Here is a 22,150-nt window from a genome sequence, read left to right as displayed (position 1 = left end):
GCGTGAAGAAGATCGGGTTCCTGTCCTTCGGACACTGGCAAGACGTTCCGGGCTCCAGCGTGCGCACGGGGCGCGACGCGCTCCTGCAGAGCATCGACCTCGCGGTCGCCGCGGAGGAGGTCGGCGTCGACGGCGCCTACGTGCGCGTGCACCACTTCACCCGACAGCTCGCCTCGCCGTTCCCGCTGCTCGCGGCGATGGCGGCGAAGACCTCGCGCATCGAGCTCGGCACCGGTGTCATCGACATGCGCTACGAGAACCCGCTCTACATGGCGGAGGAGGCTGCGGCCACCGACCTCATCAGTGACGGGCGACTGGAGCTCGGTGTGAGCCGGGGATCACCCGAGACGGCGCTCCGCGGTTCGGAGTCGTTCGGGTACGCACCCGGCGAGGACGAGACGGACGCCGACGTCGCCCGCGCGCACACCGAGGTGTTCCGTGCGGCGATCGCCGGAGCCGGGGTCGCCCGGGCGAACCCGCAGATGACCGGGACGAACGGCCTGCTGGCGATCCAGCCGCAGTCGCCGGGCCTCGGCGAGCGCATCTGGTGGGGTGCCGGTTCGCGGTCGACGGCCGTCTGGACGGCGGAGCAGGGCATGAACCTGATGTCGTCGACGCTCCTCACCGAGGACACGGGCGTGCCGTTCGACGAGCTGCAGGCCGAGCAGATCGCGATGTTCCGCGCGGCGTGGGCCGAAGCCGGTCACGAGTGGCAGCCGAGGGTCTCAGTGAGCCGCAGCATCCTCCCGCTCATCGACGACGAGACGCGACGTTACTTCGGCCTGCGCGCGCAGGCCGACTCGAAGGACCAGGTCGGTCATCTCGACGGCGGGCTCGCGCGCTTCGGTCGCAGCTTCATCGGCGAACCCGACGTCATCGCCGCCGAGCTCGCGGCCGATGCGGCCGTCCAGGCGGCGGACACCGTCCTCGTCACCGTGCCGAACCAGCTGGGGGTCGAATTCAACGCCCGCATCCTCGAGTCGATCGTGAAGGACATCAAGCCGGCACTCAGGTAGTCCGAGGAGGCCGACGGCCAGCTGGAGTGGTACGCTTTTCTGTACCACTCCAGGAGGCTCCCCATGTCAGCGATCACCGCGACCGACGCACGCAAGAACCTGTTCGGTCTCATCCAACAGGTGAACGACGACCACGTGCCGGTCGAGGTCGTCTCGAAGCGGGGGAACGCGGTCCTCGTCTCGAAGGACGATTACGACGCCATGGTCGAGACCGCGTACCTGCTCCGCAACGCCAAGGGTGCCGAACGCCTCCTCGCCTCGCTCGAACGCGCTCGGAACGGGGAGTTCGAGACCCACAAGCTGCTCGACGCGTGACCCGGCAGCTGGCCTTCGACCGCAGCGGCTGGGAGGACTACACCTCCTGGCAGAGCCAAGACCGCAAGACACTCAAGCGGATCAACCTGCTCATCCAGGACGTCCTCCGGGATCCGTTCGTGGGCATCGGGAAGCCCGAGCCGTTGAAGCACATCCTGTCAGGAGCCTGGTCTCGACGGATCGACGACGCGAACCGACTCGTGTACCTGGTGACCGACACCCACATCGTCATCCTGCAGGCGCGCGACCACTACTGAGCGGGTACACACCGAGCCAGGTGATGACCGCCTAGCCCATCGTCAGTCCGGCGAGCGCCGCGGGCACCTGCCAGGCGCCGGTCGCATCGCGTTCGAGCGGAAGTTCCGCGATCACCGCCGGGCCCGCGGTGGGCAGTGGGGCGAGGACGCGCGGCGCGGGCTCCCAGGTGACCTCGGCGCCTGCTGCCTGCAGTTCCTCGGCGTCCAGCACGATGAGCAGCAGTGGCAGCTGGAGCGAGCCGTAGACGCGGTCGAGCACCTCGGGCAGACCGTCGGCGGTCGTCGCGTGGACGAACCCGGCATCCACGAAGGGCACCGCCCTCGTCGACACCTCGTACTCGCCGAACGGCCTGCTGGCCTCCCAGTCGTCGACGATCGCCACGTGCAAGATCTTCGTCATCTCCACCCTTTCGCTTGAATGAGACGCTACCGTATCATTAGAGCATGGACACGAGACGAGGTCGCCCGACGGCTGCCGAACGGGACCGCCGCCGCGATGCGATCCTCGACGCGGCCATCGGACGATTCACCGCGCACGGGTACGGCGGGACGACGATCGAGGCGATCGCCGCCGACGCCGGCGTGACGAAGCGGACGATCTACAACTGGTTCGGCGATCTCGCCGGCGTGCTGTCGGCGGCCGTCGAGCGACAGCACGCCTACCTCATCGCGGTCGACGCCCCAGGGTCCGACGCCGAGTCCCTCGAAGACGCGGCGACCCGGCTGGTGTTGGCGCTGCACGCGGACGTCTCGGTCGCCCTGCACCGCCTCGTGATCGCGGAGTCTCCGCGCTTCCCCGAGGTCGCCGCCGGGTTCTACGCCGCGGGGCCGGCTCGCTCGATCGCCTTCCTGTCCGGCCACGTCGGCGAGCAGGCGGAGCAGCTCTACACCCTGCTCCTCGGCGAACCGCATCGACGCAGGCTGCTCGGCTTGTCCGCTGCGCCGACGCCGGCCGAAGCACGGGCGCATGCCCGCGCGTCCCTGGCACTGGTCGCTGACGAGGAGCTAGTCCACGAACCATCGGCCACGCAACCCGGGACGACCCTGATTCCGAGCGTGTAAGTCGTCTGACACACTTACGATCGTGAAGCGTTCCACTCTCCCCGCCCTCGCCGTCGTCCTCCTCGCCCTCGCGGGCTGTTCGGCAGGAACCCCGACGCAGACGTCCGCCCCCTCCGCGACCACCGCGGCACCGACGGCCACGCCCTCGGCAACCTCCGAGCCCATGAGCGACGCGAGCTGCGAAACCGTCCTGACGGATGAGGAGTACGCGAGCCTCGCGGAGGACGGGCTGGTCCTGGACCCCGACATCTTCGTCCTCGACGACACGATGCAGTCGATCATCGACGCCGGCGGCCTCGGTTGCTACTGGGCCCGCTCCGGCGGCGACATCCGCGTCTGGTACGCGCAGGGAGCCAAGACCAGCGCCGAGTGGGACACCCAGAAGCAGTCGCTCATCGGCGCCGGATGGACCGAGACCGACGCATCGGTCGCAGGTGCCCTCCAGGCCCCCGACGTGAACGACCCCGACTACCTGCCCGTCGTGACCTACCGGGATGGCGTCGTCTACTACGCCAGCGTCGCGAACCTGCTCCCCTCCGTGAAGGCACTCCAGGAGTAGTCACCCGGCCGCACGCTCAGCGGTCGAGCGTGACCACGTCGCTCAGGCCCGCGGTCGCGTCAGCGGCCAGGACCCCGTCACGCGCGAAGTCCGCCCACATCTGGCGCAGGAATCGACCACGACGGTCGACCTCCGACCAGCTCGACGTGCCGATGAGCGCCGTCCGGCTCCAGGCCCGCTCGGTGCCGAGCAGGAGCGGCAGATCCGTGACGTGCGAAGCGCCGTAGGGGCTGCCCGGCGGTGCCCAGCTGAGCTCGTACCGGCTCGCGCGACCGCCGGACGCCCGATGCCGTTCGACGAACGCCTTCGCATCGCGGGTGTAGGTCAGGTGCGTCGTCGCGCCGACGAGCGCCCGTCGGATCGGGACCCCGACGAGCGGCATCGCGGTGAGCCGCGCGAACACCGGGATGAGCGGCACGTAGAGACGTGTCTCCTCGGTCGTCGAACCGATGAGCACGTCGATGTGCGAGGCGGCCTCCCGCCACGCTGCGTCGCGATCGGCCTCCGCCGGGAGCGGCGCGTGCCCGTACTGGGTGCCGAACGCCATGCCACCACGCAGCCCGAAGCGCCGCGCGGCACGTTCCACCCGCTCCTCCAGAGCCATCAGTTCACCGACCGGGGTGTCGCGATCCGGCACCCCGGCCGCCCGCATCATGGCGCTCGCCATCTTCGCCCGGCCGCTGCTGATGCCGAGCGGCGCACTCTGCAGGATCACCCGGCGGAACAGCCCCGCGGTGCCGTCACTGATCATGAGGTGGGCGATGGCGTCGGCACCTGCGGACTGCCCGAACAGGGTGACCAGGCCGGGATCGCCGCCGAACGCCGCGATGTGCTCGTGGATCCAGCGGAGCGCGAGCACGAGGTCGAGGAGACCGAGGTTGGCCGGCAGCGCCTCGCCGTCGCCGAGGAACCCGAGTATGCCCAGCCGATAGGTGACCGACACGACGACGACCCGCTGCTCGACGACCAGGTTGATCGGATCGTAGACGTCGAGGTCACCGGCGCCCGTGACGTAGGCACCGCCGTGGATCCACACCATGACCGGCAGCGCCTCGCCGGGCTGCACGTCGGCGGGCATCGTGATCGAGAGCGCCTGACAGTCCTCGGAATCGACCATCCCTTCGCCTGCCCCCTCGAGGACGGCCTCGAGCACCCGTGACGGCCGCTGCGGCGAGGCGGGCGCACGACGGAGGGCGCGGTAGGGGGTCGCGGTGCCATCGGCCTCGGTCGGCAGCCCCGTCGGAACCGGCACCTCGAAGCGACCCGCGCGGGCGTAGGGGATGCCGAGCGCCCGCACGACCGGGCCGTCGACCTTCGCGAGGATGGTGCCGACGGAGGTCTCGAAGCCTCGTTCGTCCGGCGGCGACATCGGAGGCGCGGACGCCTCCGCACCTGGTGCGTCGGAGGTCGGGCTCGCGTGCAACTCGGTCATCTGTCCACGCTATCCCCGAGCGGCCTGTGCACAACTCCTGCCCGACGGGCTCACACCGAAGACACGGCAGCCCGACCCTGGCCAAGTTGCCGGCCGAGGGCGGGTCGAGCAGGAGTTGTGGACGACGGGCCCGCCTACGGGATGCGGATGTAGACCGGGTCGCCCCAGATGGTCAGGCGGTGCTGGACGTACCGACCCCAGTCGGGCGAGTCGTACATGCCACCGTTGCCGTCGTAGATCGCGATGTGCCCTTCAGGCCAGTAGAGCAGGTCGCCGGCCACGGCCTCGGACGCCGAGATCTGCACGCCGGACGCCGCCTGCGCACCGGCCCCGCGCGGCAGGGAGACACCGAAGGCCGCGAACACGTACTGGACGTAGCCGTCGCAGGCGAAGCTGTCCGACGGGTCGTTGCCGTTGCCGTAGGGCACGACACCGACGAACTGCGCCGCGTAGTTGAGGATCGCCTCGCCGGAGCGGGCGACGTTCGGTGCCGGGAAGGTGCGGCCGGACGACGCGGAGGCGGACGAGGACGCGGAGGCCGAGGCGCTCTCGGCGGCGGCGGCCTGCGCGGCGGCAGCAGCGGCAGCCGCTGCGGAGGCGTCGAGCTCCTCCTGGCTGGTCGCGCCGTACCCGTCGCGCGTGAACGGTGCGGCCGTGGCGGTCGAGGGCACCGAGTAGGACACGGACTGCATGGTCGCGGCGGACGGGATCGCACCACCGGTCGCGGCGTCGACGTCGACTCCGGCCGCGGCGGCCGGCATCGAGACCGAGACGAACAAGCCGGTGGCGAGGGTCATGACGCCGAGTGTGGCGAACGGCTTCGCGCGCCTCGCGAACGAGCCCTTGCCGCGCTTCGCGGACGGACGCTTCACGGGCACGAGGTCGACGTGGCGTCGCTCGTCCTCGGCGGACGCCGTCCAGCGGTCGTCCTCGAGCCGGGCGGCCCGACGCGCGGCGCGAGGGCTCAGGGCGACGTGACGGCCACCACCGCCGCGGGACGGCCGGGGCGTCGTCGACGCCGAAGTGGTCGGCGCGGCGCCGGAGGTCTGCGTGAGGGTGGTGGCCGGGGTGTCCACGTGCAGTCGTTCGACGGCGCGCGCGGGCGTGGTGCTGGTCATGGGTGGGGTACCGTCCTGGGTCTCGTGCGCGTCGGGGGCGCGCTCGGTTCATGCTCGGTGGGTGTCGCTGGGCCGGGGAAGCCCCTCCCTCGATGACCGCGGTCGACCGGTTGCCCGGTCCGAGGGAGACGAAACGGCCACCCTACGTGGGCTTCCCTGAGAGGAACCTCCGCTTGGAACGCCCTGTGGACGAACGATGAGCGCCGGAACGTGAGGCGTCACCGCGCTCGCGGAACCCCGCGCGTCAGTCGGACCGGACGCCGACCGTCGACTGCCGGACGACGAGTTCCGGCTGGAACACGATCTGCTCCGGCACGCCTCTCACCCCGGCTGCGGCCTCGCTGAGCAGGAGTTCGACAGCCGTGTGCCCCATGAGGGCGCTCGGCTGGCGGATCGAGGAGAGCGGCACTACGGCCGCCGAGGCGAAGTCGATGTCGTCGTATCCGATGAGTGCGATGTCCTCGGGCACCCGCACCGAGCCGAGCATGCTGAACGCCTGCAGGACGCCCATGGCGAGGAGGTCGTTCGCCGCGAACACCGCGTCCGGCCACTCGTCACGAGGACGTCCCGTGATCACCTCGCCGGCCGCCCGCCCCTGCAACACCGTGAGCGACGTGGTCTCCAGCGTCTCGAGCTGCACGTCGACGCCACCCGCCACGGCTGCCTCGACCGCCTGGGTCGCCCCCGCGAGTCGGTCGCGGACCTGCCGCAGCGAAGCGGGGCCACCGACGACGGCGATGCGACGACGACCGAGCGAGACGAGGTGCTCGACCGCGAGCCGACCGCCGGCCACGTCGTCGACGGCGACCGAGGAGAAGCTCGCGTCGTCGGTCTGACGGTCGACGAGCACCGTGGGCGTCCCGCGATCCCGGAGACGCGCGAGGCGGTCGAGGTCGTCGCCGAGCGGGGTGATGAGGACGCCGGCGACCCGCTGCTCCTCGAAGAGGTCGAGATAGGCGCGCTCACGGTCGAGGCTCTCGTCGCTGTTGCCGAGCAGGACCGACAGGCCTTCGGCGTCGGCGCGGTCCTCGGCACCGCGGGCGACGTCGGTGAAGAACGGGTTGCCGACGTCGAGCACGACGAGGCCGATGCTGCGGCTCCGACCGGCGCGGAGCTGCCTGGCGGCGTCGTTCCGCACGAAGCCGAGTTCGTCGATGGCCGCGTGCACGCGTTCGACGGTGACGGGCGACACCTTCTCGGGACGGTTCAGGACGTTGGAGACGGTTCCGACCGAGACGCCGGCCCTCGCCGCGACGTCCTTCACGCTCGCACTCACGGTTCCCCTTCGCCGGTCTGTCCCGCCAGGTGACGCCGGTCGGGCTGGCTCATTGTTGCACGCAGCGACTGCGCACGCCTGCCCGGCCTACTGCCGGCGTTCACCCCTGTCCCTTGCTCAGGAGGTCTCCGGCGCGGCGCACCCACCCGAGCCCGACACACCGACCGACTCCTGAGAACGGGCAGCGCTCACACCGGATCGGCCGGCAGGACCGGGGCGACGGGCAGGGTGACGACGACCTCCAGGCCGTGGCCGGGACGGTTCAGGAGCCGGATCGCTCCCCCGGCGTTGCGCGCGATGGCGGCGACGATCGCCAGCCCGAGCCCCGATCCGTGCCCGGAGGACCGCGTCGCGTCCGAACGACTGAACCGCTCGAGCGCCCGTGGCTCGAAGGCCGGATCGAGCCCGCCCGCGGTGTCCGACACCCGCAGGGTGAGCAGGTCGGCGGCATCGTCGAGCATGACCGACAGCCGACGTGGAGCCGTGCCGCGATCGGCGAATGCCTGCAAAGCGTTCCCCAGCAGGTTGTCGACGAGCCGGCCGAAGTCGTCGGCACGGACGGCGTACGTGGCCGCCGCATCCGGTGCCCTGTCGGCGAGCGCGCTCACGACCTCGACCTCCACCCCGGCCAGGGCGTCGTCCGAGGCGACCCGGAACCTGGCCCGCTCGACCGCTTCGAGCGTCTCGGCGTCGAGGGCGTCCGCGGTCGACCGCCCGACCGGCGCATCTGCCTCGATCCGCGAGAGTTCGAGCAGGGAGGTGACGAGCGCCGACAGCCTGGTGGCACTCCGCTCGGCGCCCTCGATGTCGGCGAGCAGCTGCTCCCGCGAGGAGTCCTCGAGCCTCGCGAGTTCCAACTGCGTCCGCAGGATCGCGAGCGGCGTCCGGAGTTCGTGGCTCGCGTCGGAGACGAGTTGTCGCTCGCGGTCGGCGGACGCCCGCAGCCGCTCGATGAGGTCGTTGAGGGTGATCGCGAGCTGCGCGATCTCGTCGTCCGCCCGCCCCACCGGCAGCAACTCCGCCGTCGAGCGACCACTCAGGCTCTGCGCGCTCACCCGTAGCCGTGTGACGGGGCGGAGCGACACGGTCGTCAGGATCCACCCCCCGGCCGCGACGCCGAGGACGAGCAGCGCGAACGAGCCGACGAGCAGGAGCCGCATCTGCACCAGCACGGTGGTCTCCTCGGCCTCGTCCCGCCCGGCGATGACGTACCAGGTGTCGCCGCCGACGGTCACGGGCTGCGACAGCAGGACGTAGGTGGCCCGGCCGGCGTCGACGATGGTGACCTCGCGGGTCGCCGCGAGTGCGGAGAGCTGCCCCGCCAAGGTCGTCGGGAGGCTGAAGACGGGGATCGAGCCGTCGGGGGCGATCACCGCGATCCGGGTGCCGAGGCCGGGACCCTGCAGGGGGTCGTCGGGCCTCGTCTGCAGGGCGAACACGTACTGCGCGCCGTCGCTGCGGAGTGCTTGGACGGTGCCGTCGCGGACGATGCGTTCCAATTGGGCGTTGATCGCCAGGCCCGCGAAGAGCGACACGACGACCGCGATGAGGAGGCTGCCGCCGGCGATCCGGGTGCGGATGCCGTGGTGCCGTCCGCGTCGGCCGCGTCCCCGTCCGCCGAGCCCATCCGTCATCGACTCACCGTTCCGCTGCGACGACGGAGAACCCCACGCCCCGGCTCGTCACGATGCGGACGCCCGCCTCCGCCAGCTCGAGCTTGCGTCGGAGCCGGCTGATGTACTGGTCGACGACGTTCGGGTCGATGTTGTCGAAGGTCTCCCAGACCTCGCGCAGCATGGCCGCTCGGGACACGACGACGCCCGGCTCGCTCGCCAGGACGCGCAGGACGTCGAACTCGGTCCCGCTGAGCGGCACGTCGCGGTCCCCCACGCGCGCCCGGTGGCGGTGCAGGTCGAGCGTCAGGCCGCCGACGTCCAGGCGCGGCTGCGAGGTGAGGGCGTCGCGTCGCCGGACGGCGCGGATGCGGGCGGCGAGTTCGGCGAAGGCGAACGGCTTGATCATGTAGTCGTCGGCTCCCGCGTCGAGGCCGCGGACCCGGTCGTCGACGGCGTCGCGGGCCGTGAGCAGGATGACCGCGAGCGTCGGGTCGAGGTCCTTGAGCTCGCGACAGACGGTGAAGCCGGAGCGCCCGGGCAGCATGACGTCGACGACGGCGACCTGGTACCCCGTCTCCCCACCCGCCGCCGGGTTCGCGGCCGCCTGCTTGGCGAGGGCGAGGGCGCTCGGGCCGTCGAACGCGGTCGTCACCTCGTGTCCGTCGGAACCGAGGCCGCGGGAGAGGAGGGCCGCCATCTCGCGTTCGTCGTCGACCACGAGGATCCGCACGGTCGTCCTCCTTCGCCATCGAGCATCCACAGCCTAGGCGAGCCGACCCCGACGGTGTTTCTGAAGGTCCTGTCAGGAACGGCCCGTGCGTCTTGCCGCTCGCGAGAACCCGGCCGTACAGTGCAGTGCTCCCGACCATGAATCGATTCATGGAGCCGGTCGGGAACGAACCCCTCACCGTGGAGGAACGGACCCTCAATGACGATCGACCCGCCAGCGCAGCCCGCGCGCTCAGCGCAGCCCGCACTCTCCCTCATCGGAGCCGCGAAGACCTTCGGCCCCGTCGTCGCACTCGCCGACGGCACCATCCGGATCGAGGCCGGGGAGATCCACGCCCTCGTCGGCGAGAACGGCGCAGGCAAGTCCACGCTCGTGAAGATCCTCGCGGGCCTCTACACACCGGACGCCGGAGACTTCACCCTCGCCGGCAAGCCCGTCGCCTTCCGCGGCGTCGCCGACAGCAAGGCCGCCGGGATCTCCGTGATCTACCAGGAGCCGACCCTCTTCCCCGACCTCACCGTCGCGGAGAACATCTTCATCGGCCGCCAGCCGAAGAACGGCCTCGGCCTCATCAGCACCGGCGCCATGCGGAAGGCCGCCAAGGCCCTCTTCGACCGCCTCGGCGTCCAGATCGACCCCGACCGGGTGGCCGAGGGCCTGTCGATCGCCGACCAGCAGATCATCGAGATCGCCAAGGCCATCTCCCTCGACGCCAAGGTCCTCATCATGGACGAGCCCACCGCGGCCCTCTCGGGTGTCGAGGTCGACCGCCTCTTCCAGGTCGCCCGCTCCCTGCGCGACGCGGGTGCCGGGATCCTGTTCATCTCCCACCGCTTCGAGGAGGTCTTCGCGCTCTGCGACCGCATCACGGTCATGCGCGACGGCCGCTACATCGCCACCCACGTCACCGCCGAGACGACCGTCGACGCGATCGTCCGCCAGATGGTCGGACGCGACATCGCCACCCTCTTCCCCAAGCAGGACGCGGAGATCGGCGACGCGGTCCTCGCCGTCGAGCACCTGTCGCGGGCCGGGGTCTTCTCCGACATCTCCTTCACCGTCCGGTCGGGCGAGATCGTCGCCCTGGCCGGGCTCGTCGGCGCGGGACGCACCGAGGTCGCCCGCGCAGTGTTCGGCATCGACCCCTACGACTCCGGCCGCGTCACGCTCGGCGGGGCACCGGTCAAGGCCGGCGACCCGCAGGCCGCGATCACCGCGGGCATGGGCTTCGTCCCGGAGGACCGCCGCAAGCAGGGCCTCGTCATGGACCTCTCCGTCGCCCGCAATGCGACCCTCACCCTCCGCCACCGGCTGGCCCGGTTCGGCCTCATCTCCGGCCGCCGGGAACGCCAGGCCGCCGAGGAGTGGTCGACCCGCCTCCAGGTGAAGACGGGCTCGCAGGAGTACGCGGTCTCCACGCTCTCCGGCGGCAACCAGCAGAAGGTCGTGCTCGCGAAATGGCTCGCCACCGAGCCGAGCTTCCTCATCGTCGACGAACCCACCCGCGGCATCGACGTCGGCACGAAGAGCGAGGTCCACCGCCTCATCTCCGAACTCGCGGGCCGCGGCATCGCGATCCTCATGATCTCCTCCGAACTGCCCGAGGTCCTCGGCATGGCCGACCGCGTGCTCGTCATGCACGAGGGCCGGATCACCGCCGAGCTCACCCGCGAAGAAGCGACCCCGGAGACCGTGATGCACGCGGCCACCGGATCCCTGGAAGGCGCACGATGACGAACACCACCACCAAGCCGGGCGGCGGCACACGACCCGGCGGCGCCCCCGTCACCGTCGCGACCGAGCGCACGACGAACCCGATCGCGTCGATCGTGCGACTCCGGGAGCTGCCGGTGACGGTCGCCCTCGTCGTCCTCGTGCTCGTGACGTACCTCGCGAACCCGCTGTTCCTGTCGGCGCAGGGGGTGAAGGACCTCCTCCTCAACGCGACGATCATGATCATCCTCGCCGTCGGCCAGGCGCTCGTGATCATCACCCGCAACGTCGACCTCTCCGTCGGATCGATCCTCGGCCTCGTCGCCTTCGCGACCGGCACCATGTTCGCGACGATGCCGCAGCTGCCGATCGTCGCCGTGTTCCTCATCGCGATGCTGCTCGGCGGGGTCCTCGGCGCGATCAACGGCGCACTCGTCACGATCGCGAAGGTGCCGGCGCTCGTCATCACGCTCGGCACGCTCTACATCTACCGCGGCCTCAACAACGCCTGGGCCGGCGGCACGCAGTACTTCGCCGACGACCGGCCCGACGCCTTCGGCAACCTCTCCGTCGACACGGTCCTCGGGTTTCCGGTCATCACCCTCATCGCGATCCTCGTCGTCGTGGTCGTCGCCGTGTTCATGGCCGGTGCCCGCTCCGGTCGTGACCTGTACGCGATCGGGTCCGACCCCGACGCCGCGAAGCTCTTCGGCATCCCCGTCGGACGCCGGGTGTTCCTCGCCTTCCTCGCCAACGGGGTGCTCGCCGGGCTCGCCGGGGTGCTCTACGCCTCCCGCTTCAACTCGGTCGGTGCGACCACGGGGTCCGGCATGGAGCTCGACGTCGTGGCCGCTGCGGTGGTCGGCGGTGTCGCCATCTTCGGCGGCAGCGGCTCTGTCGCCGGAGCAGCGATCGGCGCGATCCTCCTCACCACGATCACGAGTGCCCTCACCGCCCTGCGCGTCGACAAGTTCTGGCAGCAGGCGATCGTCGGTGTCCTCATCCTGGCCGCGATCATCATCGATCGTGTCGCCAGCCTCCGTACGGCCAAGAAACTGCGAATGAGCGAGGCACGCGATGTCTGATCTGAAGACCCCGGCACCGGCCAAGGCGCCGTTCACGAAGGGTTCCGGCCCGCTCGGCACCGACACCACCGGCGTGCTCGTCGCGGAGCCGAAGGGACGCACGGGACTCTCCCGCATCCTGCTCGGTCGCGACGCGATCATGATCTACGCCCTGCTCGTGGTCGTGATCGGGGCCTGCCTGCTCATCCCGCGCTTCGCCTCGCCCGTCACCGTCGGCTTCCTGCTCCTCGACGTCATCCCGATCCTCCTCATCGCCATGCCGATGACGCTCGTGATCATCACCGGCGAGATCGACCTGTCCGTCGCGAGCACCGCGGGCCTCACGAGCGCCGTCATCGGTGTGCTGTGGGCCGGCGGCGGGATGGACATCGGCGTGGTCCTCCTCATCGGCCTCCTCGTCGGCATCGTCGCGGGAGCGTTCAACGGCTTCCTCATCGCGGTGGTCGGGCTCCCATCGCTGGCCGTGACCATCGGTACCCTCGCCCTGTTCCGCGGGCTCGCTCTCGTCGTCATCGGCGACAACGCGGTCGCGAACTTCCCGGCGGAGCTCACCGCCTTCTTCACTTCGAAGATCGGCTCCACCGGTATCCCGGTCGTCATGGTCGGCGTGCTCCTCATCGTGATCGTCTTCGGCGTGGTCCTGCACCTCACCCCGTTCGGCCGCGGCCTCTACGCCCTCGGGTTCAGCTCGGAGGCGGCGAGCTTCGTCGGCATCAAGGTGGCCCGCTCGAAGTTCTGGCTGTACGTCGCGACCGGCGGCGTCTCCGCGCTCGCCGGGATCTTCTGGACGCTGCGCTACTCCAGCGCCCGCAGCGACAACGCCTCCGGCCTCGAACTCGCCGTCATCGCGGCGGTCCTCCTCGGCGGCGTCTCCATCTTCGGCGGCAAGGGCTCGATCCCCGGCGTCGTCGCCGGCGTCCTCCTCATCGGCACGATCAACTACGCGCTCCGACTCGGTCGCGTCTCCGACGTCGTGCTCATCATCGTCACCGGCACCCTGCTGATCGCCTCGGTGGTCGGCCCCAGTATCTTCGAATCCGTCAAGCAGTGGAACCACCACCGACGAATCCGACGCAGCCTGCCCCAGCACTGATCCCCGATCAGCGCGCTCCCGGGCGATCCCACGCCACAGCACCAGGCGTATCCAGAAAGGAACAGACAATGCAGTCGATTCGAAACCACGCGACAGGCCGTTCGGCCCGTCGAGCAGCGGCCCTCATCGCCGCAGCGGCATCACTCGCCCTCATCGCGACGGGGTGCGCCACCGGCGACTCCGCCGGCTCCGGTGGTGGCGCGGGCGGCGCCGAGAGCATCACGTTCATCCCGAAGCAGCTCAACAACCCCTACACGGACGTCGTGCTCGGCGGCGGTGAGGACGGCGCGAAGGCGGCCGGCTTCTCGGCCACCGAGGTCGTCGGTCCGCTCGAGGCGAGCGCGTCCAGCCAGGTGTCCTTCATCAACGCGGAGACCCAGGCCGGCACGAACGTCATCGTCATCGCGGCGAACGACCCCGACGCCGTGTGCCCCGCCCTCAAGGAGGCTCGCGAGGGCGGCGCGAAGATCGTCGCGTTCGACTCCGACACCAGCAAGGACTGCCGCGACGTCTTCATCTCGCAGGTCGTCGCCAAGGACGTCGCGCTGATCCAGACGAAGCTCATCGCGGAGCAGATCGGCGGCTCCGGCGAGATCGCGATCCTCTCGGCCACGGCCAACGCGACGAACCAGAACGAGTGGATCGCCTTCATGGAGGAGGAGCTCAAGTCGAACCCCGAGTACAAGGACATCAAGCTCGTCGCCAAGGTCTACGGCGACGACGACGACACGAAGTCCTTCCAGGAGGCCCAGGGACTGCTGCAGGCGCACCCGAACCTGAAGGGCATCATCTCGCCCACGACGGTCGGCATCGCCGCGACCGCCCGCTACCTCTCCACCTCGGAGTACAAGGGCAAGGTCGCGCTGACCGGGCTCGGCCTGCCGAACGAGATGCGTCCGTTCGTGAAGGACGGCACCGTCACCGCGTTCGCGCTGTGGGACCCGGCTCAGCTCGGCTACGTCGCCGCGTACGCCGGCAAGGCACTCGCTGAGGGCACCATCACGGGCAAGGAGGGCGACACCTTCGAGGCCGGCGACCTGGGCGAGCGCGAGGTCGGCGCCGACGGCACCGTCATCGTCGGCCCGCCGACCACCTTCACCGCGGACAACATCGACGACTACGACTTCTAAGCCGTTCGCAATTCAGGACCGCCCCGGCGCGTCGCTCTCGGAACCCCGGTTCCGGAGGCGGCGCGCCGTTCGCGTCCTGAGTTGTGGACGACGCGCGGAGTCCGGTCAGGAGCGGTCGGCGCTCGCAGCCGGGCCATCGTCGGCGGGGGGATCGGATCGCTGCATCTCGAGTTCGAGCTTGCGGATGCGCTCCGCGTCCTCGGCGGCCTGGATCTCGCGTTCGAGGGCGGCGAGCTGCTCCTCGGTGCTGCTGACGGCGCGGTCGGGCTGCGACGGCGACGGCGGCGTGGTCGACGACGACCCACGGGCCGGGCCCCACGAGCCGGGCGTCCGCGACTGCTTCCGGCCCCGGCGTTCGGGGAGCTTGATGCGACTATTCGACCAGTCCTTGCCGAGGAGGAACCACAGGCAGACGCCGATGAGGGGGATGAAGACGATGAGCAGGACCCAGACGATCTTGGGCAGGTTGCGGACGACGGGCTCCGGCTGGCCGACCACGTCGATGAGCGCGACGATCGTGAGGACGATGAGCAACAACGACAACACGAACATGCGTCAATCCTAGGCAGGCTGTCGGTCCGTTCGGCCAGGATGGGACGATGAAGACCATCCCCCTGCCCCAGACCGACCTGACCGCGTCCAGCATCGTCCTCGGCCTCATGCGCATCGAACCCCTCGACGACGAGGCCATCCGCACCCTCTTCCACACCGCACGCGACGCCGGCGTGACCGTCTTCGACCACGCCGACATCTACGGCTCGGAGCGCCACGGCTGCGAGCGCCGGTTCGGCGACGCCGTCACCCTCACCGCCGCCGAGCGCGAGCAGGTGGTCATCCAGTCGAAGGTCGGCATCCGCCCGGGCTACTTCGACTTCTCCGAGGAGCACATCCTCCGCACGGTCGACGAGTCGCTGGCCGCGCTCAAGACCGACTACCTCGACCTCCTGCTCCTCCACCGGCCCGACACCCTCGTCGAGCCCGAGGAGGTCGCGTCCGCGTTCGACACCCTGCAGGCGTCGGGCAAGGTCCGGAACTTCGGCGTCTCGAACCACACGCCGGCGCAGGTCGAGCTCCTCAAGGCCTCGGTCGAGCAGCCGCTCATCGCGAACCAGGTGCAGCTGAGCATCACGCACGCACCGATCATCGCCTCGGGCATCGCCACGAACATGGCCGGCCTCGACCAGTCGATCGACCGCGACAACGGCATCCTTGACTACAGCCGCCTCACCGGCATGACCCTGCAGGCGTGGTCGCCGTTCCAGGCCGGCTTCTTCACGGGCGTCTTCCTCGGCGACCGCGAGCACTACGCGGAGCTCAACGACGTGCTCGACGAGCTGGCCGCGACGCACGGCGTCACGCCGACGGGGATCGCCACCGCGTGGATCACCCGCCACCCCGCGAACATCCAGGTGGTGCTCGGCACCACGAAGCCCTCGCGCGTGGAGGAGGCGGCTGCGGGTTCCGACGTGACGCTGTCGCGCCAGGAGTGGTACCGCCTGTTCACCGCGGCCGGTCACACCCTGCCGTAGGCCCTCGCGGTTCGCCATCGGCGGGCTGCACCGTCCGCAACTCAGGACCGGCCCCGCGTGTCACGTCCGCCGGACCGGCTGTCGCGTCGACACGCCGCGGCCGTCCTGAGTTGTGGACGGGTACGCTCGTGGAGGGAACCGGGAGGACGGACATGGCGAAGCACGACATCGGGTTCGCCGCCGTCGCCAGGCTCGCCGGGGTCTCGAACGCGACCGTCTCGAACACGCTCAACCGCCCCGAGATCGTCGCCCCGGCCACGCGTGAACGGGTGCTCGCGGCGATCGCCGAACTCGACTTCGTGCCCAACCGCGCTGCGGCGACGCTCCGGCAGGGCACGAACCGGCTCATCGGCCTCGTGATCCCCGACATCGTGAACCCCTTCTACTCGGCGATCACCCGCGGCGTGACCGAGGCGGCCGCCGAGCACGGGTACACGGTCGCCCTCTGCGTCAGCCACGACGACCCGGACCTCGAGCTGCAGCACTTCGAGATGCTCGCCGAGCACCGGGCCGCCGGCGCCCTGGTCGCTCCGTTGACGGCCGACGCCTCGCGCCTCGCCCAGCTCCGCCGCGTCGGCAGCCGCCTCGTGCTCATGGACCGCACCGCTCCCGAGGGCACCGGGTGCTCCGTGGCGATCGACGACGTGCGCGGCGGTGAGCTGGCGGTGGCGCACCTGTTGGCGACGACCGGTGGGCGAGGACCGATCGTGCTCGTGAACGGCGACCGCGCGATCCCCCAGTGCGAGGACCGTCGCGCTGGCGCACGGAACGCCTTCGTCGCGGCGGGGATCGATTCCGACGAGCTGGTGGAGGTCACCGCCCGGGAGATGACCGTCGACGCCGGACGTGAGGCCGGCCGAGGCATCGCGACCCGCACACCGGACGCCGCCGGGGTCTTCTGCACGAACGACCAGCTCGCCCTCGGGGTCATCCGCGGGCTGAACGACGGCGGTCTCGACGTGCCGGGCGACGTGTCGGTGGTCGGCTACGGCGACCTGCCGCTCGCGGCCGACGGCAGGGTGCCGCTCACCACGGTCGAGCAGCCGAAGGACGAGCTCGGACGCGTCGCCGTGGAGATCCTCCTCGCCGAACTGCTCGCCGAACTTGGCACCGATCGCTCCTCGCACACACATGTGGCGCGCACCCTCGAACCGCGCATCGTCGTGCGCGAGTCCGCGCCGGCGACCTCGCGCGACTCGATCCCCGCTTCCTGATCCTCGACGCGGCGAGGCGGATGACGCTACAGTCGGATCACGAATTTAATCGATTAAACGGCACCGCCGCCGGACGAACAGGATCACCGATGACCCACACCCCCGCCGCACACCCGCTCCTCGCCCCGAAGGCACGTCGCAAGCCCCGCGTCGGCCTCGTCGCCGGCGGACTCGGAACGTACTGGCCACAGTTCCCCGACCTCCTCCCGCAGCTCCAGGCGTCGGCCCGCGTCGTCTCCGAGCGCTTCCGACGCATGGACGCCGACGTGGTCGACGTCGGATTCATCTCCGACGCCCAGGAGGGCGAGGTCGCCGCCGAGCGCCTCCGCCAGGGCGACTGCGACCTCATCGTCCTCTTCCTCACCACCTACCTGACCTCGTCGATGGTCCTCCCCATCGCCCAGCGCACCGGCACCCCGGTACTCGTCATCGACCTGCAGCCGACCGAGCGGATGGACCACGCGAGCTTCGACACCGGCGCCTGGCTCGCCTACTGCGGGCAGTGCCCGGTACCCGAGGTCGGCAACGTCTTCCGCCGCGCCGGCATCCCCTTCCGTTCGGTCTCGGGGTGGTTGCACCAGGAGTCGGCCTGGGAGCGCATCGGTCGGTGGATCCAGGCGGCCCATGTCCGCGCCGCTCTCCGGCACGCGCGACACGGCCTCATGGGTCACGTCTATCCGGGCATGCTCGACGTCTCGACGGACCTCACCCTGCTCCCCACCACCTTCGGATCACACGTGGAGGTGCTCGAGTTCGACGACCTCCGCGTCCTCGTCGACGAGGTCACCGACGCCCAGGTGGCCGACCGCATGGCGCTCGCCCGCGAGGTCTTCACGCTCGACGACACCGTCGTGGAGGACGACTTCGCGTGGGGGGCGAAGGTCTCGGTGGGTCTCGACCGCCTCGTCGAGGAGTTCGCGCTCGACAGCCTCGCCTATTACCACCGCGGTCGCGACGGCGAACAGCACGAACGACTCGGCGCCGGCATGATCCTCGGCGCCTCGCTGCTCACCGCTCGCGGCGTCCCGACGACCGGCGAGTACGAGCTGCGGACGACGGTCGCGCAACTCGCGACCCAGGTCGTCGGCGCCGGTGGGTCGTTCTGCGAGATCCAGGCGTTGGACTTCGAGGACGCGGTTGTCGAAATGGGCCACGACGGACCGGCGCACCTCGCCGTCAGCTCGCGAGACCCGTTGCTGCGCGGCCTCGGGGTGTACCACGGCAAGCGCGGCTGGGGCGTGAGCGTCGAGTTCGACGTGCGCCACGGTCCGGTGACGCTGCTGGGACTCGGCCAGGACCGGGACGGTTCACTGGCGTTCGTCGCGTCGGAGGGGACGGTCGTGCCCGGTCCGCTCCTCGCGATCGGCAACACGACGAGTCGCGTGGACTTCGGGCGGGACCCCGGCGTCTGGGTCGACGAATGGAGCGCGACCGGCATCGGCCACCACTGGTCGCTGTCGCTCGGGCATCGGGCGGCCGACTACCGGGCGGCGGCGAGTCTCCTCGGGATCGACTTCCGCCAGGTGTGACGCACCCGGTCCCTGAGCCTGTCGAAGGGCGCACGGACCGTGCCGTCTCAGAGCACGGCGCGCAGCCGCTCCGCCGCGGGCTCCACGACCGCGATCGGCGCCGGCCGCTGGAGCCCGTCGAGCGCGACCGACAGACGACGGGCCGCGCGATCGACGTCGCCACCGCCCGCACCCAGTTCACGGATCGGCGCGAGCAGGGCAGCCCGTCGCAACCACGGCTCGTCCTGCATCCACCGGTCGAGCACGGTCTCGGCCTTCGCCCGCGCCGTGCCGTCGAGGTGGTCGAGCAGCGGGCCGATGACGTCGGTCGCGAGCGGATCGGCCAGCTCGGCGTGACGACCGCTGCGCACGAAGCCCTCGATGCGCGTGAGATCCGTGTGTCTGAGGACGGCGACGCTCGCCTGCAGGAGGACGACCGCCGCGAGCCGTCGCTCGAAGACGGGCACGGACCAGAGCTCGGTCGCGAGGGCCGTCAGCTCGTCGTGCTCCATCCCGCGGAACTTCCGGAGGGCGTCCCGCACGGTACCCCGGACCGCTCCGACGGACGATCCGTAGGACTCGAGCCCGCCGCCGAGCCGCTCGACGACGTCCGCGGCACGGTACCCGTCGCCCTCGTACTGGAGCGCGGCGTCGATGAACTCCCCCGCAGCACCCATCCCACCATTCTCCCTCCTGGCGCCGGGTACGGTGGGGCGATGACCATCGTGATCGTAGGACTCGGACAGCTCGGCTCGGACGTCGCCGCGAGGCTCCTGGCCCGCGGCGAGGACGTGGTCGGCGTGAAGCGCACGGCCCCTACGATCGCGACCCCGGCCACCGAGACCACCCCGGGGCACTTCACCCTCCAGCTCCGCGACCTCACCACCGCGACCCCCGAGCTCCCGGCGGACACGGCTGCGATCGTGGTCGCCCTCGCTCCGCACCAGCGATCCGTCGAGGCCTACGACGCCCTCTACCGCGACGGGATCGCGCACCTGCTGGCCGCCGTCGCGGCGCTCCCCGGCACCCCACCCCGGATCCTCTTCGTCTCGTCCACCGCCGTGTGGGGCGAGGACGGCGGTGAGCGCATCGACGACACCACGCCCGCCGTCCCGACGACCGGGACCGCACGGGCACTGCTCGCCGCGGAGGAGGCTGTCAGCGACGCCGTGCCGGAGGCGAGTCTCATCCGGTTCGGCGGTCTCTACGGGCCGACGTCGACGATGTTCGTCGACCAGGTCCGCGACGGTCGCGTGACCAGGCCGTCCGGATGGACCAACCGCATCCATCGCGACGACGCCGCAGCCGTGATCGTGCACCTGCTCGACCTGCCGGCGACGGCCCTGCCTCCGGCGGTGGCGGGCATCGACGAGGAGCCGGTCCTGCTGTCGACGGCGGCCGATTTCATCGCCGAGCGGCTCGGTGTCGCCCCACCGGTCCTCGACGACGCCGGTCGCACGCCCGAGGAGGCGCATCGTGGCAAGCGCATCGTCGCCGCCGCACTCCGCGACACCGGGTTCTCCTACCGCTACCCCACGTACCGCGAGGGCTACGCGGCGCAGCTCCCCTGATCGACGCCGGTCACGCCGGTCACACCGGTCACACCGGCTTCGACACCTCCGCCATGGCGCGACGACCGGACGGCACGAGCACGGCGACCGCGAGGACGACGAACGTGAGCACGCCCGCGACCACGAGGAGCAGCTCCACCGAGACCACGTCGGCGAGCGGTCCGAAGACGATCATCCCGAGCGGCATCGACACCGCCATGACGATGCCCACGAAGCCGAACACGCGTCCCTGACGCTCCGGCTCGACGCGTTCCTGCAGCAGCGTCATGGAGGTCGTCGAGAAGAACGGCACCGCGAGGCCGAGCAGGAGCATGAAGCCGAAGAACACCCAGAGGTTCGTCGAGAGTCCCAGCCCGATCGAGAGCACCCCGAACACGACCGACGAGCCGACGAGGAGGAGCACCCGGTTCTTCGTGCCGCCCCAGATCGCGATGATCGCGCCGCCGGCGACCATGCCGACACTGAACGCCAGTTCGTTCACGGTGAGCATCCACACCTCGTCGCCGAACGAGCGCGCGATCATGAGCGGCGTCAGATACGACGGGGCGACGATCAGCAGGAACACGATCGCGAAGAGGATCAGCAACCACCGCACGAAGCCGTGTCGCCACACGTAGCGGACGCCCTCGGTGAGGTCGGCGAAGTAGCCTGGCCGTTCGCCGCTCCGGACGAGCGTCCGCACCGGGACGAGGAGCAGCAGACCGATCCCGATCGCCGCCGTGACCACGTCGACGAAGAAGATCGCGACGAGCGACGCGCTCGCGTACAGGGCGCCGGCGGCCGCGGGGGCGACGAGCATCATCGCCGACTGGATGGACCCGTTGAGACCGTTCACGCGCATGAGCTTGTCGGTCGGTGTGATCTGCGGGATGAGGGCGGACACGGCCGGCATCTGGACACCGGCGCCGACCGAACGGATCGCGAGCGTGAGGAAGATGAGCCAGAGGTCGGCGGCGCCGGTGATGAGGAAGATCGCCAGCGCGAGCGTCGTGATGGCGATGGACCCGTCGGCGACGATGATCAGCAGCTTGCGGTTCATCCGGTCGGCCCAGACGCCGCCGAAGATGGATACGACGGCCTGCGGCAGGAACCCGGCGACCGCGGCGAACGCCAGCACCACCCCGGACTTCGTCTCGAGGGTGAGGTGCCACATGATCGCGTACTGCACGAGCATCGAGCCGAACAACGAGACCGTCTGGCCGGAGAGGAAGACGGCGACGTCACGACGCCAGTGCGGGTGGTCGGCCGCGTCGAAGGCACCGACCGCGCCCTCATCGGTCGACGCGGTCGGATCCGAGGCCACGGGACCCGCGGTCGGCGGCCGGTCCGCCTGCCCATCGTCCGGAGTCATGTGGACACCGTATACATCGAGGAGGCGTGTGTCCAGGCCCAGTCCGCGCCGGCGCGCCACGGCGATGCGCCGAGTTCCGCGCCGATTGACCACCTGAAGGGACGCCGATAGCCTGGGGCGATCGCCTCTGAATCGATTCATGGCGATTCCGCGTGAACCGAAAGGTCAGCCTCGATGACGAGCACCGAGCCCCTGCACCGCGTGTGCTTCCAACTGCAGGTCAAGCCGGAGCGGCTCGCCGAGTACCGCGAGCGCCACGCGGCCGTCTGGCCCGAGATGCTGCGAGCCCTGGCCGACACCGGCTGGCGGAACTACTCGCTGTTCGTCCGGGACGACGGACTGCTCATCGGGTACTTCGAGACACCCTCGCTCGAGGCGGCCCAGGCGGGCATGGCCGACACCGAGGTGAACGCCCGCTGGCAAGCCGAGATGGGCGAGTTCTTCGTCGACCTCGACCTCCCGCCCGACCAGGGCTTCCTGCAGCTGACCGAGGTCTTCCACCTCGAGGACCAGCTCGCCGCCCTCCCCTCCACACCCGACCCCCTTCCCTAACTCAGGACTCGGGCGGCGTGTCG

Annotated in this window: 23 protein-coding genes; 14 read left to right on the top strand and 9 right to left on the bottom strand. The window is 70.5% G+C overall.

Annotated features, from left to right (window positions below):
• The first annotated feature begins 2 nt into the window (after positions 1-2).
• From ASF68_RS12610 to ASF68_RS12600, 3 genes are all read left to right on the top strand, one after another.
• Positions 3-1,016 carry an LLM class flavin-dependent oxidoreductase gene (locus tag ASF68_RS12610; RefSeq protein ID WP_056010790.1) on the top strand — a complete coding sequence of 338 codons (1,014 nt, stop codon included), beginning with the start codon at positions 3-5 and terminating at the stop codon, positions 1,014-1,016.
• A gap of 63 nt (positions 1,017-1,079) precedes the next feature.
• Complete coding sequence (locus ASF68_RS12605; RefSeq protein WP_056010789.1) at positions 1,080-1,331, top strand: type II toxin-antitoxin system Phd/YefM family antitoxin; 252 nt, start codon at positions 1,080-1,082, stop codon at positions 1,329-1,331.
• Positions 1,328-1,588, top strand: coding sequence for a Txe/YoeB family addiction module toxin (locus ASF68_RS12600; RefSeq protein ID WP_056010787.1), 261 nt, complete (start codon positions 1,328-1,330; stop codon positions 1,586-1,588). Before ASF68_RS12605 ends, ASF68_RS12600 begins: the two co-directional genes overlap by 4 nt.
• A 31-nt stretch (positions 1,589-1,619) precedes the next feature.
• Here ASF68_RS12600 and ASF68_RS12595 read toward each other — a convergent pair whose 3' ends face one another.
• Positions 1,620-1,988 (bottom strand): DUF952 domain-containing protein, encoded by a 369-nt coding sequence (locus tag ASF68_RS12595; protein WP_056010785.1) that lies wholly within the window; start codon positions 1,986-1,988, stop codon positions 1,620-1,622.
• 44 nt (positions 1,989-2,032) lie between these two features.
• On the opposite strand from ASF68_RS12595, the gene ASF68_RS12590 reads away from it, so the two are divergent.
• Both ASF68_RS12590 and ASF68_RS12585 read left to right on the top strand, forming a co-directional pair.
• The gene (locus tag ASF68_RS12590) at positions 2,033-2,650 is read left to right on the top strand and encodes a TetR/AcrR family transcriptional regulator (RefSeq protein WP_082498605.1); all 618 of its coding nucleotides are present in this window, start codon (positions 2,033-2,035) and stop codon (positions 2,648-2,650) included.
• 22 nt (positions 2,651-2,672) lie between these two features.
• Positions 2,673-3,209 carry a hypothetical protein gene (locus ASF68_RS12585; protein ID WP_056010782.1) on the top strand — a complete coding sequence of 179 codons (537 nt, stop codon included), beginning with the start codon at positions 2,673-2,675 and terminating at the stop codon, positions 3,207-3,209.
• A 16-nt stretch (positions 3,210-3,225) separates the two neighbouring features.
• Here the strand turns inward: ASF68_RS12585 and ASF68_RS12580 are convergent, their stop codons facing one another.
• From ASF68_RS12580 to ASF68_RS12560, 5 genes are all read right to left on the bottom strand, one after another.
• The gene (locus ASF68_RS12580; protein WP_235526798.1) at positions 3,226-4,641 is read right to left on the bottom strand and encodes a carboxylesterase family protein; all 1,416 of its coding nucleotides are present in this window, start codon (positions 4,639-4,641) and stop codon (positions 3,226-3,228) included.
• Between the two features lie 134 nt (positions 4,642-4,775).
• Positions 4,776-5,759, bottom strand: a complete 984-nt coding sequence (locus tag ASF68_RS12575) for a C40 family peptidase (RefSeq protein WP_056010779.1) — start codon at positions 5,757-5,759, stop codon at positions 4,776-4,778.
• A gap of 244 nt (positions 5,760-6,003) precedes the next feature.
• The gene (locus ASF68_RS12570) at positions 6,004-7,035 is read right to left on the bottom strand and encodes a LacI family DNA-binding transcriptional regulator (RefSeq protein ID WP_200936426.1); all 1,032 of its coding nucleotides are present in this window, start codon (positions 7,033-7,035) and stop codon (positions 6,004-6,006) included.
• A gap of 188 nt (positions 7,036-7,223) precedes the next feature.
• Positions 7,224-8,669 (bottom strand): HAMP domain-containing sensor histidine kinase, encoded by a 1,446-nt coding sequence (locus ASF68_RS12565; RefSeq protein ID WP_056010775.1) that lies wholly within the window; start codon positions 8,667-8,669, stop codon positions 7,224-7,226.
• Between the two features lie 4 nt (positions 8,670-8,673).
• Positions 8,674-9,381 (bottom strand): response regulator transcription factor, encoded by a 708-nt coding sequence (locus tag ASF68_RS12560; RefSeq protein ID WP_082456204.1) that lies wholly within the window; start codon positions 9,379-9,381, stop codon positions 8,674-8,676.
• A 198-nt stretch (positions 9,382-9,579) separates the two neighbouring features.
• Between ASF68_RS12560 and ASF68_RS12555 the strand changes: the two genes are divergently transcribed.
• From ASF68_RS12555 to rhaS, 4 genes are all read left to right on the top strand, one after another.
• The gene (locus tag ASF68_RS12555; protein WP_056010773.1) at positions 9,580-11,115 is read left to right on the top strand and encodes a sugar ABC transporter ATP-binding protein; all 1,536 of its coding nucleotides are present in this window, start codon (positions 9,580-9,582) and stop codon (positions 11,113-11,115) included.
• A complete protein-coding gene (locus ASF68_RS12550; protein WP_157580047.1) occupies positions 11,112-12,179 on the top strand; it encodes an ABC transporter permease in 1,068 nt (355 codons plus the stop codon). Before ASF68_RS12555 ends, ASF68_RS12550 begins: the two co-directional genes overlap by 4 nt.
• Positions 12,172-13,272, top strand: coding sequence for an ABC transporter permease (locus ASF68_RS12545; RefSeq protein WP_056010770.1), 1,101 nt, complete (start codon positions 12,172-12,174; stop codon positions 13,270-13,272). The genes ASF68_RS12550 and ASF68_RS12545 overlap by 8 nt, the downstream gene beginning before the upstream one ends.
• 68 nt (positions 13,273-13,340) lie before the next feature.
• Complete coding sequence (gene rhaS, locus ASF68_RS12540) at positions 13,341-14,402, top strand: rhamnose ABC transporter substrate-binding protein (protein ID WP_056010768.1); 1,062 nt, start codon at positions 13,341-13,343, stop codon at positions 14,400-14,402.
• Positions 14,403-14,507: 105 nt separating this feature from the next.
• Here the strand turns inward: rhaS and ASF68_RS12535 are convergent, their stop codons facing one another.
• Positions 14,508-14,954, bottom strand: coding sequence for a PLD nuclease N-terminal domain-containing protein (locus tag ASF68_RS12535; RefSeq protein WP_056010766.1), 447 nt, complete (start codon positions 14,952-14,954; stop codon positions 14,508-14,510).
• Positions 14,955-15,001: 47 nt separating this feature from the next.
• Between ASF68_RS12535 and ASF68_RS12530 the strand changes: the two genes are divergently transcribed.
• The 3 genes from ASF68_RS12530 (at position 15,002) to ASF68_RS12520 (ending at position 18,674) form a co-directional block, all read left to right on the top strand.
• Complete coding sequence (locus ASF68_RS12530; RefSeq protein ID WP_056010763.1) at positions 15,002-15,931, top strand: aldo/keto reductase family oxidoreductase; 930 nt, start codon at positions 15,002-15,004, stop codon at positions 15,929-15,931.
• A gap of 152 nt (positions 15,932-16,083) precedes the next feature.
• Positions 16,084-17,145: a LacI family DNA-binding transcriptional regulator gene (locus tag ASF68_RS12525; RefSeq protein WP_056010760.1), complete on the top strand. Its 1,062-nt coding sequence runs from the start codon at positions 16,084-16,086 to the stop codon at positions 17,143-17,145.
• A gap of 89 nt (positions 17,146-17,234) precedes the next feature.
• On the top strand, positions 17,235-18,674 hold the full coding sequence (locus ASF68_RS12520; protein WP_056010759.1) for an L-fucose/L-arabinose isomerase family protein: 1,440 nt from the start codon (positions 17,235-17,237) through the stop codon (positions 18,672-18,674).
• 47 nt (positions 18,675-18,721) lie between these two features.
• Here the strand turns inward: ASF68_RS12520 and ASF68_RS12515 are convergent, their stop codons facing one another.
• Entirely contained in the window at positions 18,722-19,330 is a 609-nt protein-coding gene (locus ASF68_RS12515; protein WP_056010757.1) for a DNA alkylation repair protein, read from the bottom strand.
• 39 nt (positions 19,331-19,369) lie between these two features.
• Between ASF68_RS12515 and ASF68_RS12510 the strand changes: the two genes are divergently transcribed.
• Positions 19,370-20,224, top strand: coding sequence for an NAD-dependent epimerase/dehydratase family protein (locus tag ASF68_RS12510; RefSeq protein WP_056010755.1), 855 nt, complete (start codon positions 19,370-19,372; stop codon positions 20,222-20,224).
• Between the two features lie 28 nt (positions 20,225-20,252).
• Here the strand turns inward: ASF68_RS12510 and ASF68_RS12505 are convergent, their stop codons facing one another.
• Entirely contained in the window at positions 20,253-21,575 is a 1,323-nt protein-coding gene (locus ASF68_RS12505; RefSeq protein WP_056010752.1) for an MFS transporter, read from the bottom strand.
• A 174-nt stretch (positions 21,576-21,749) separates the two neighbouring features.
• Between ASF68_RS12505 and ASF68_RS12500 the strand changes: the two genes are divergently transcribed.
• Positions 21,750-22,127: an L-rhamnose mutarotase gene (locus ASF68_RS12500; protein ID WP_200936425.1), complete on the top strand. Its 378-nt coding sequence runs from the start codon at positions 21,750-21,752 to the stop codon at positions 22,125-22,127.
• The last annotated feature ends 23 nt before the right edge of the window (positions 22,128-22,150 follow it).

It is taken from the genome of Plantibacter sp. Leaf314 (genome assembly GCF_001423185.1).
Lineage (GTDB): Bacteria > Actinomycetota > Actinomycetes > Actinomycetales > Microbacteriaceae > Plantibacter.
This window is presented reverse-complemented; position numbering and strand designations above follow the sequence as displayed.

Coding starts and splice junctions, on each gene's coding strand:
- ASF68_RS12535 (WP_056010766.1), bottom strand. CDS start 14,954: ATGTTCGTGTTGTCGTTGTTGCTCATCGTCCTCACGATCGTCGCGCTC.
- ASF68_RS12530 (WP_056010763.1), top strand. CDS start 15,002: ATGAAGACCATCCCCCTGCCCCAGACCGACCTGACCGCGTCCAGCATC.
- ASF68_RS12505 (WP_056010752.1), bottom strand. CDS start 21,575: ATGACTCCGGACGATGGGCAGGCGGACCGGCCGCCGACCGCGGGTCCC.
- ASF68_RS12515 (WP_056010757.1), bottom strand. CDS start 19,330: ATGGGTGCTGCGGGGGAGTTCATCGACGCCGCGCTCCAGTACGAGGGC.
- ASF68_RS12595 (WP_056010785.1), bottom strand. CDS start 1,988: ATGACGAAGATCTTGCACGTGGCGATCGTCGACGACTGGGAGGCCAGC.
- ASF68_RS12565 (WP_056010775.1), bottom strand. CDS start 8,669: ATGACGGATGGGCTCGGCGGACGGGGACGCGGCCGACGCGGACGGCAC.
- ASF68_RS12605 (WP_056010789.1), top strand. CDS start 1,080: ATGTCAGCGATCACCGCGACCGACGCACGCAAGAACCTGTTCGGTCTC.
- ASF68_RS12525 (WP_056010760.1), top strand. CDS start 16,084: ATGGCGAAGCACGACATCGGGTTCGCCGCCGTCGCCAGGCTCGCCGGG.
- ASF68_RS12520 (WP_056010759.1), top strand. CDS start 17,235: ATGACCCACACCCCCGCCGCACACCCGCTCCTCGCCCCGAAGGCACGT.
- ASF68_RS12545 (WP_056010770.1), top strand. CDS start 12,172: ATGTCTGATCTGAAGACCCCGGCACCGGCCAAGGCGCCGTTCACGAAG.
- ASF68_RS12555 (WP_056010773.1), top strand. CDS start 9,580: ATGACGATCGACCCGCCAGCGCAGCCCGCGCGCTCAGCGCAGCCCGCA.
- ASF68_RS12580 (WP_235526798.1), bottom strand. CDS start 4,641: ATGACCGAGTTGCACGCGAGCCCGACCTCCGACGCACCAGGTGCGGAG.
- ASF68_RS12575 (WP_056010779.1), bottom strand. CDS start 5,759: ATGACCAGCACCACGCCCGCGCGCGCCGTCGAACGACTGCACGTGGAC.
- ASF68_RS12590 (WP_082498605.1), top strand. CDS start 2,033: ATGGACACGAGACGAGGTCGCCCGACGGCTGCCGAACGGGACCGCCGC.
- ASF68_RS12500 (WP_200936425.1), top strand. CDS start 21,750: ATGACGAGCACCGAGCCCCTGCACCGCGTGTGCTTCCAACTGCAGGTC.
- ASF68_RS12510 (WP_056010755.1), top strand. CDS start 19,370: ATGACCATCGTGATCGTAGGACTCGGACAGCTCGGCTCGGACGTCGCC.
- ASF68_RS12550 (WP_157580047.1), top strand. CDS start 11,112: ATGACGAACACCACCACCAAGCCGGGCGGCGGCACACGACCCGGCGGC.
- rhaS (WP_056010768.1), top strand. CDS start 13,341: ATGCAGTCGATTCGAAACCACGCGACAGGCCGTTCGGCCCGTCGAGCA.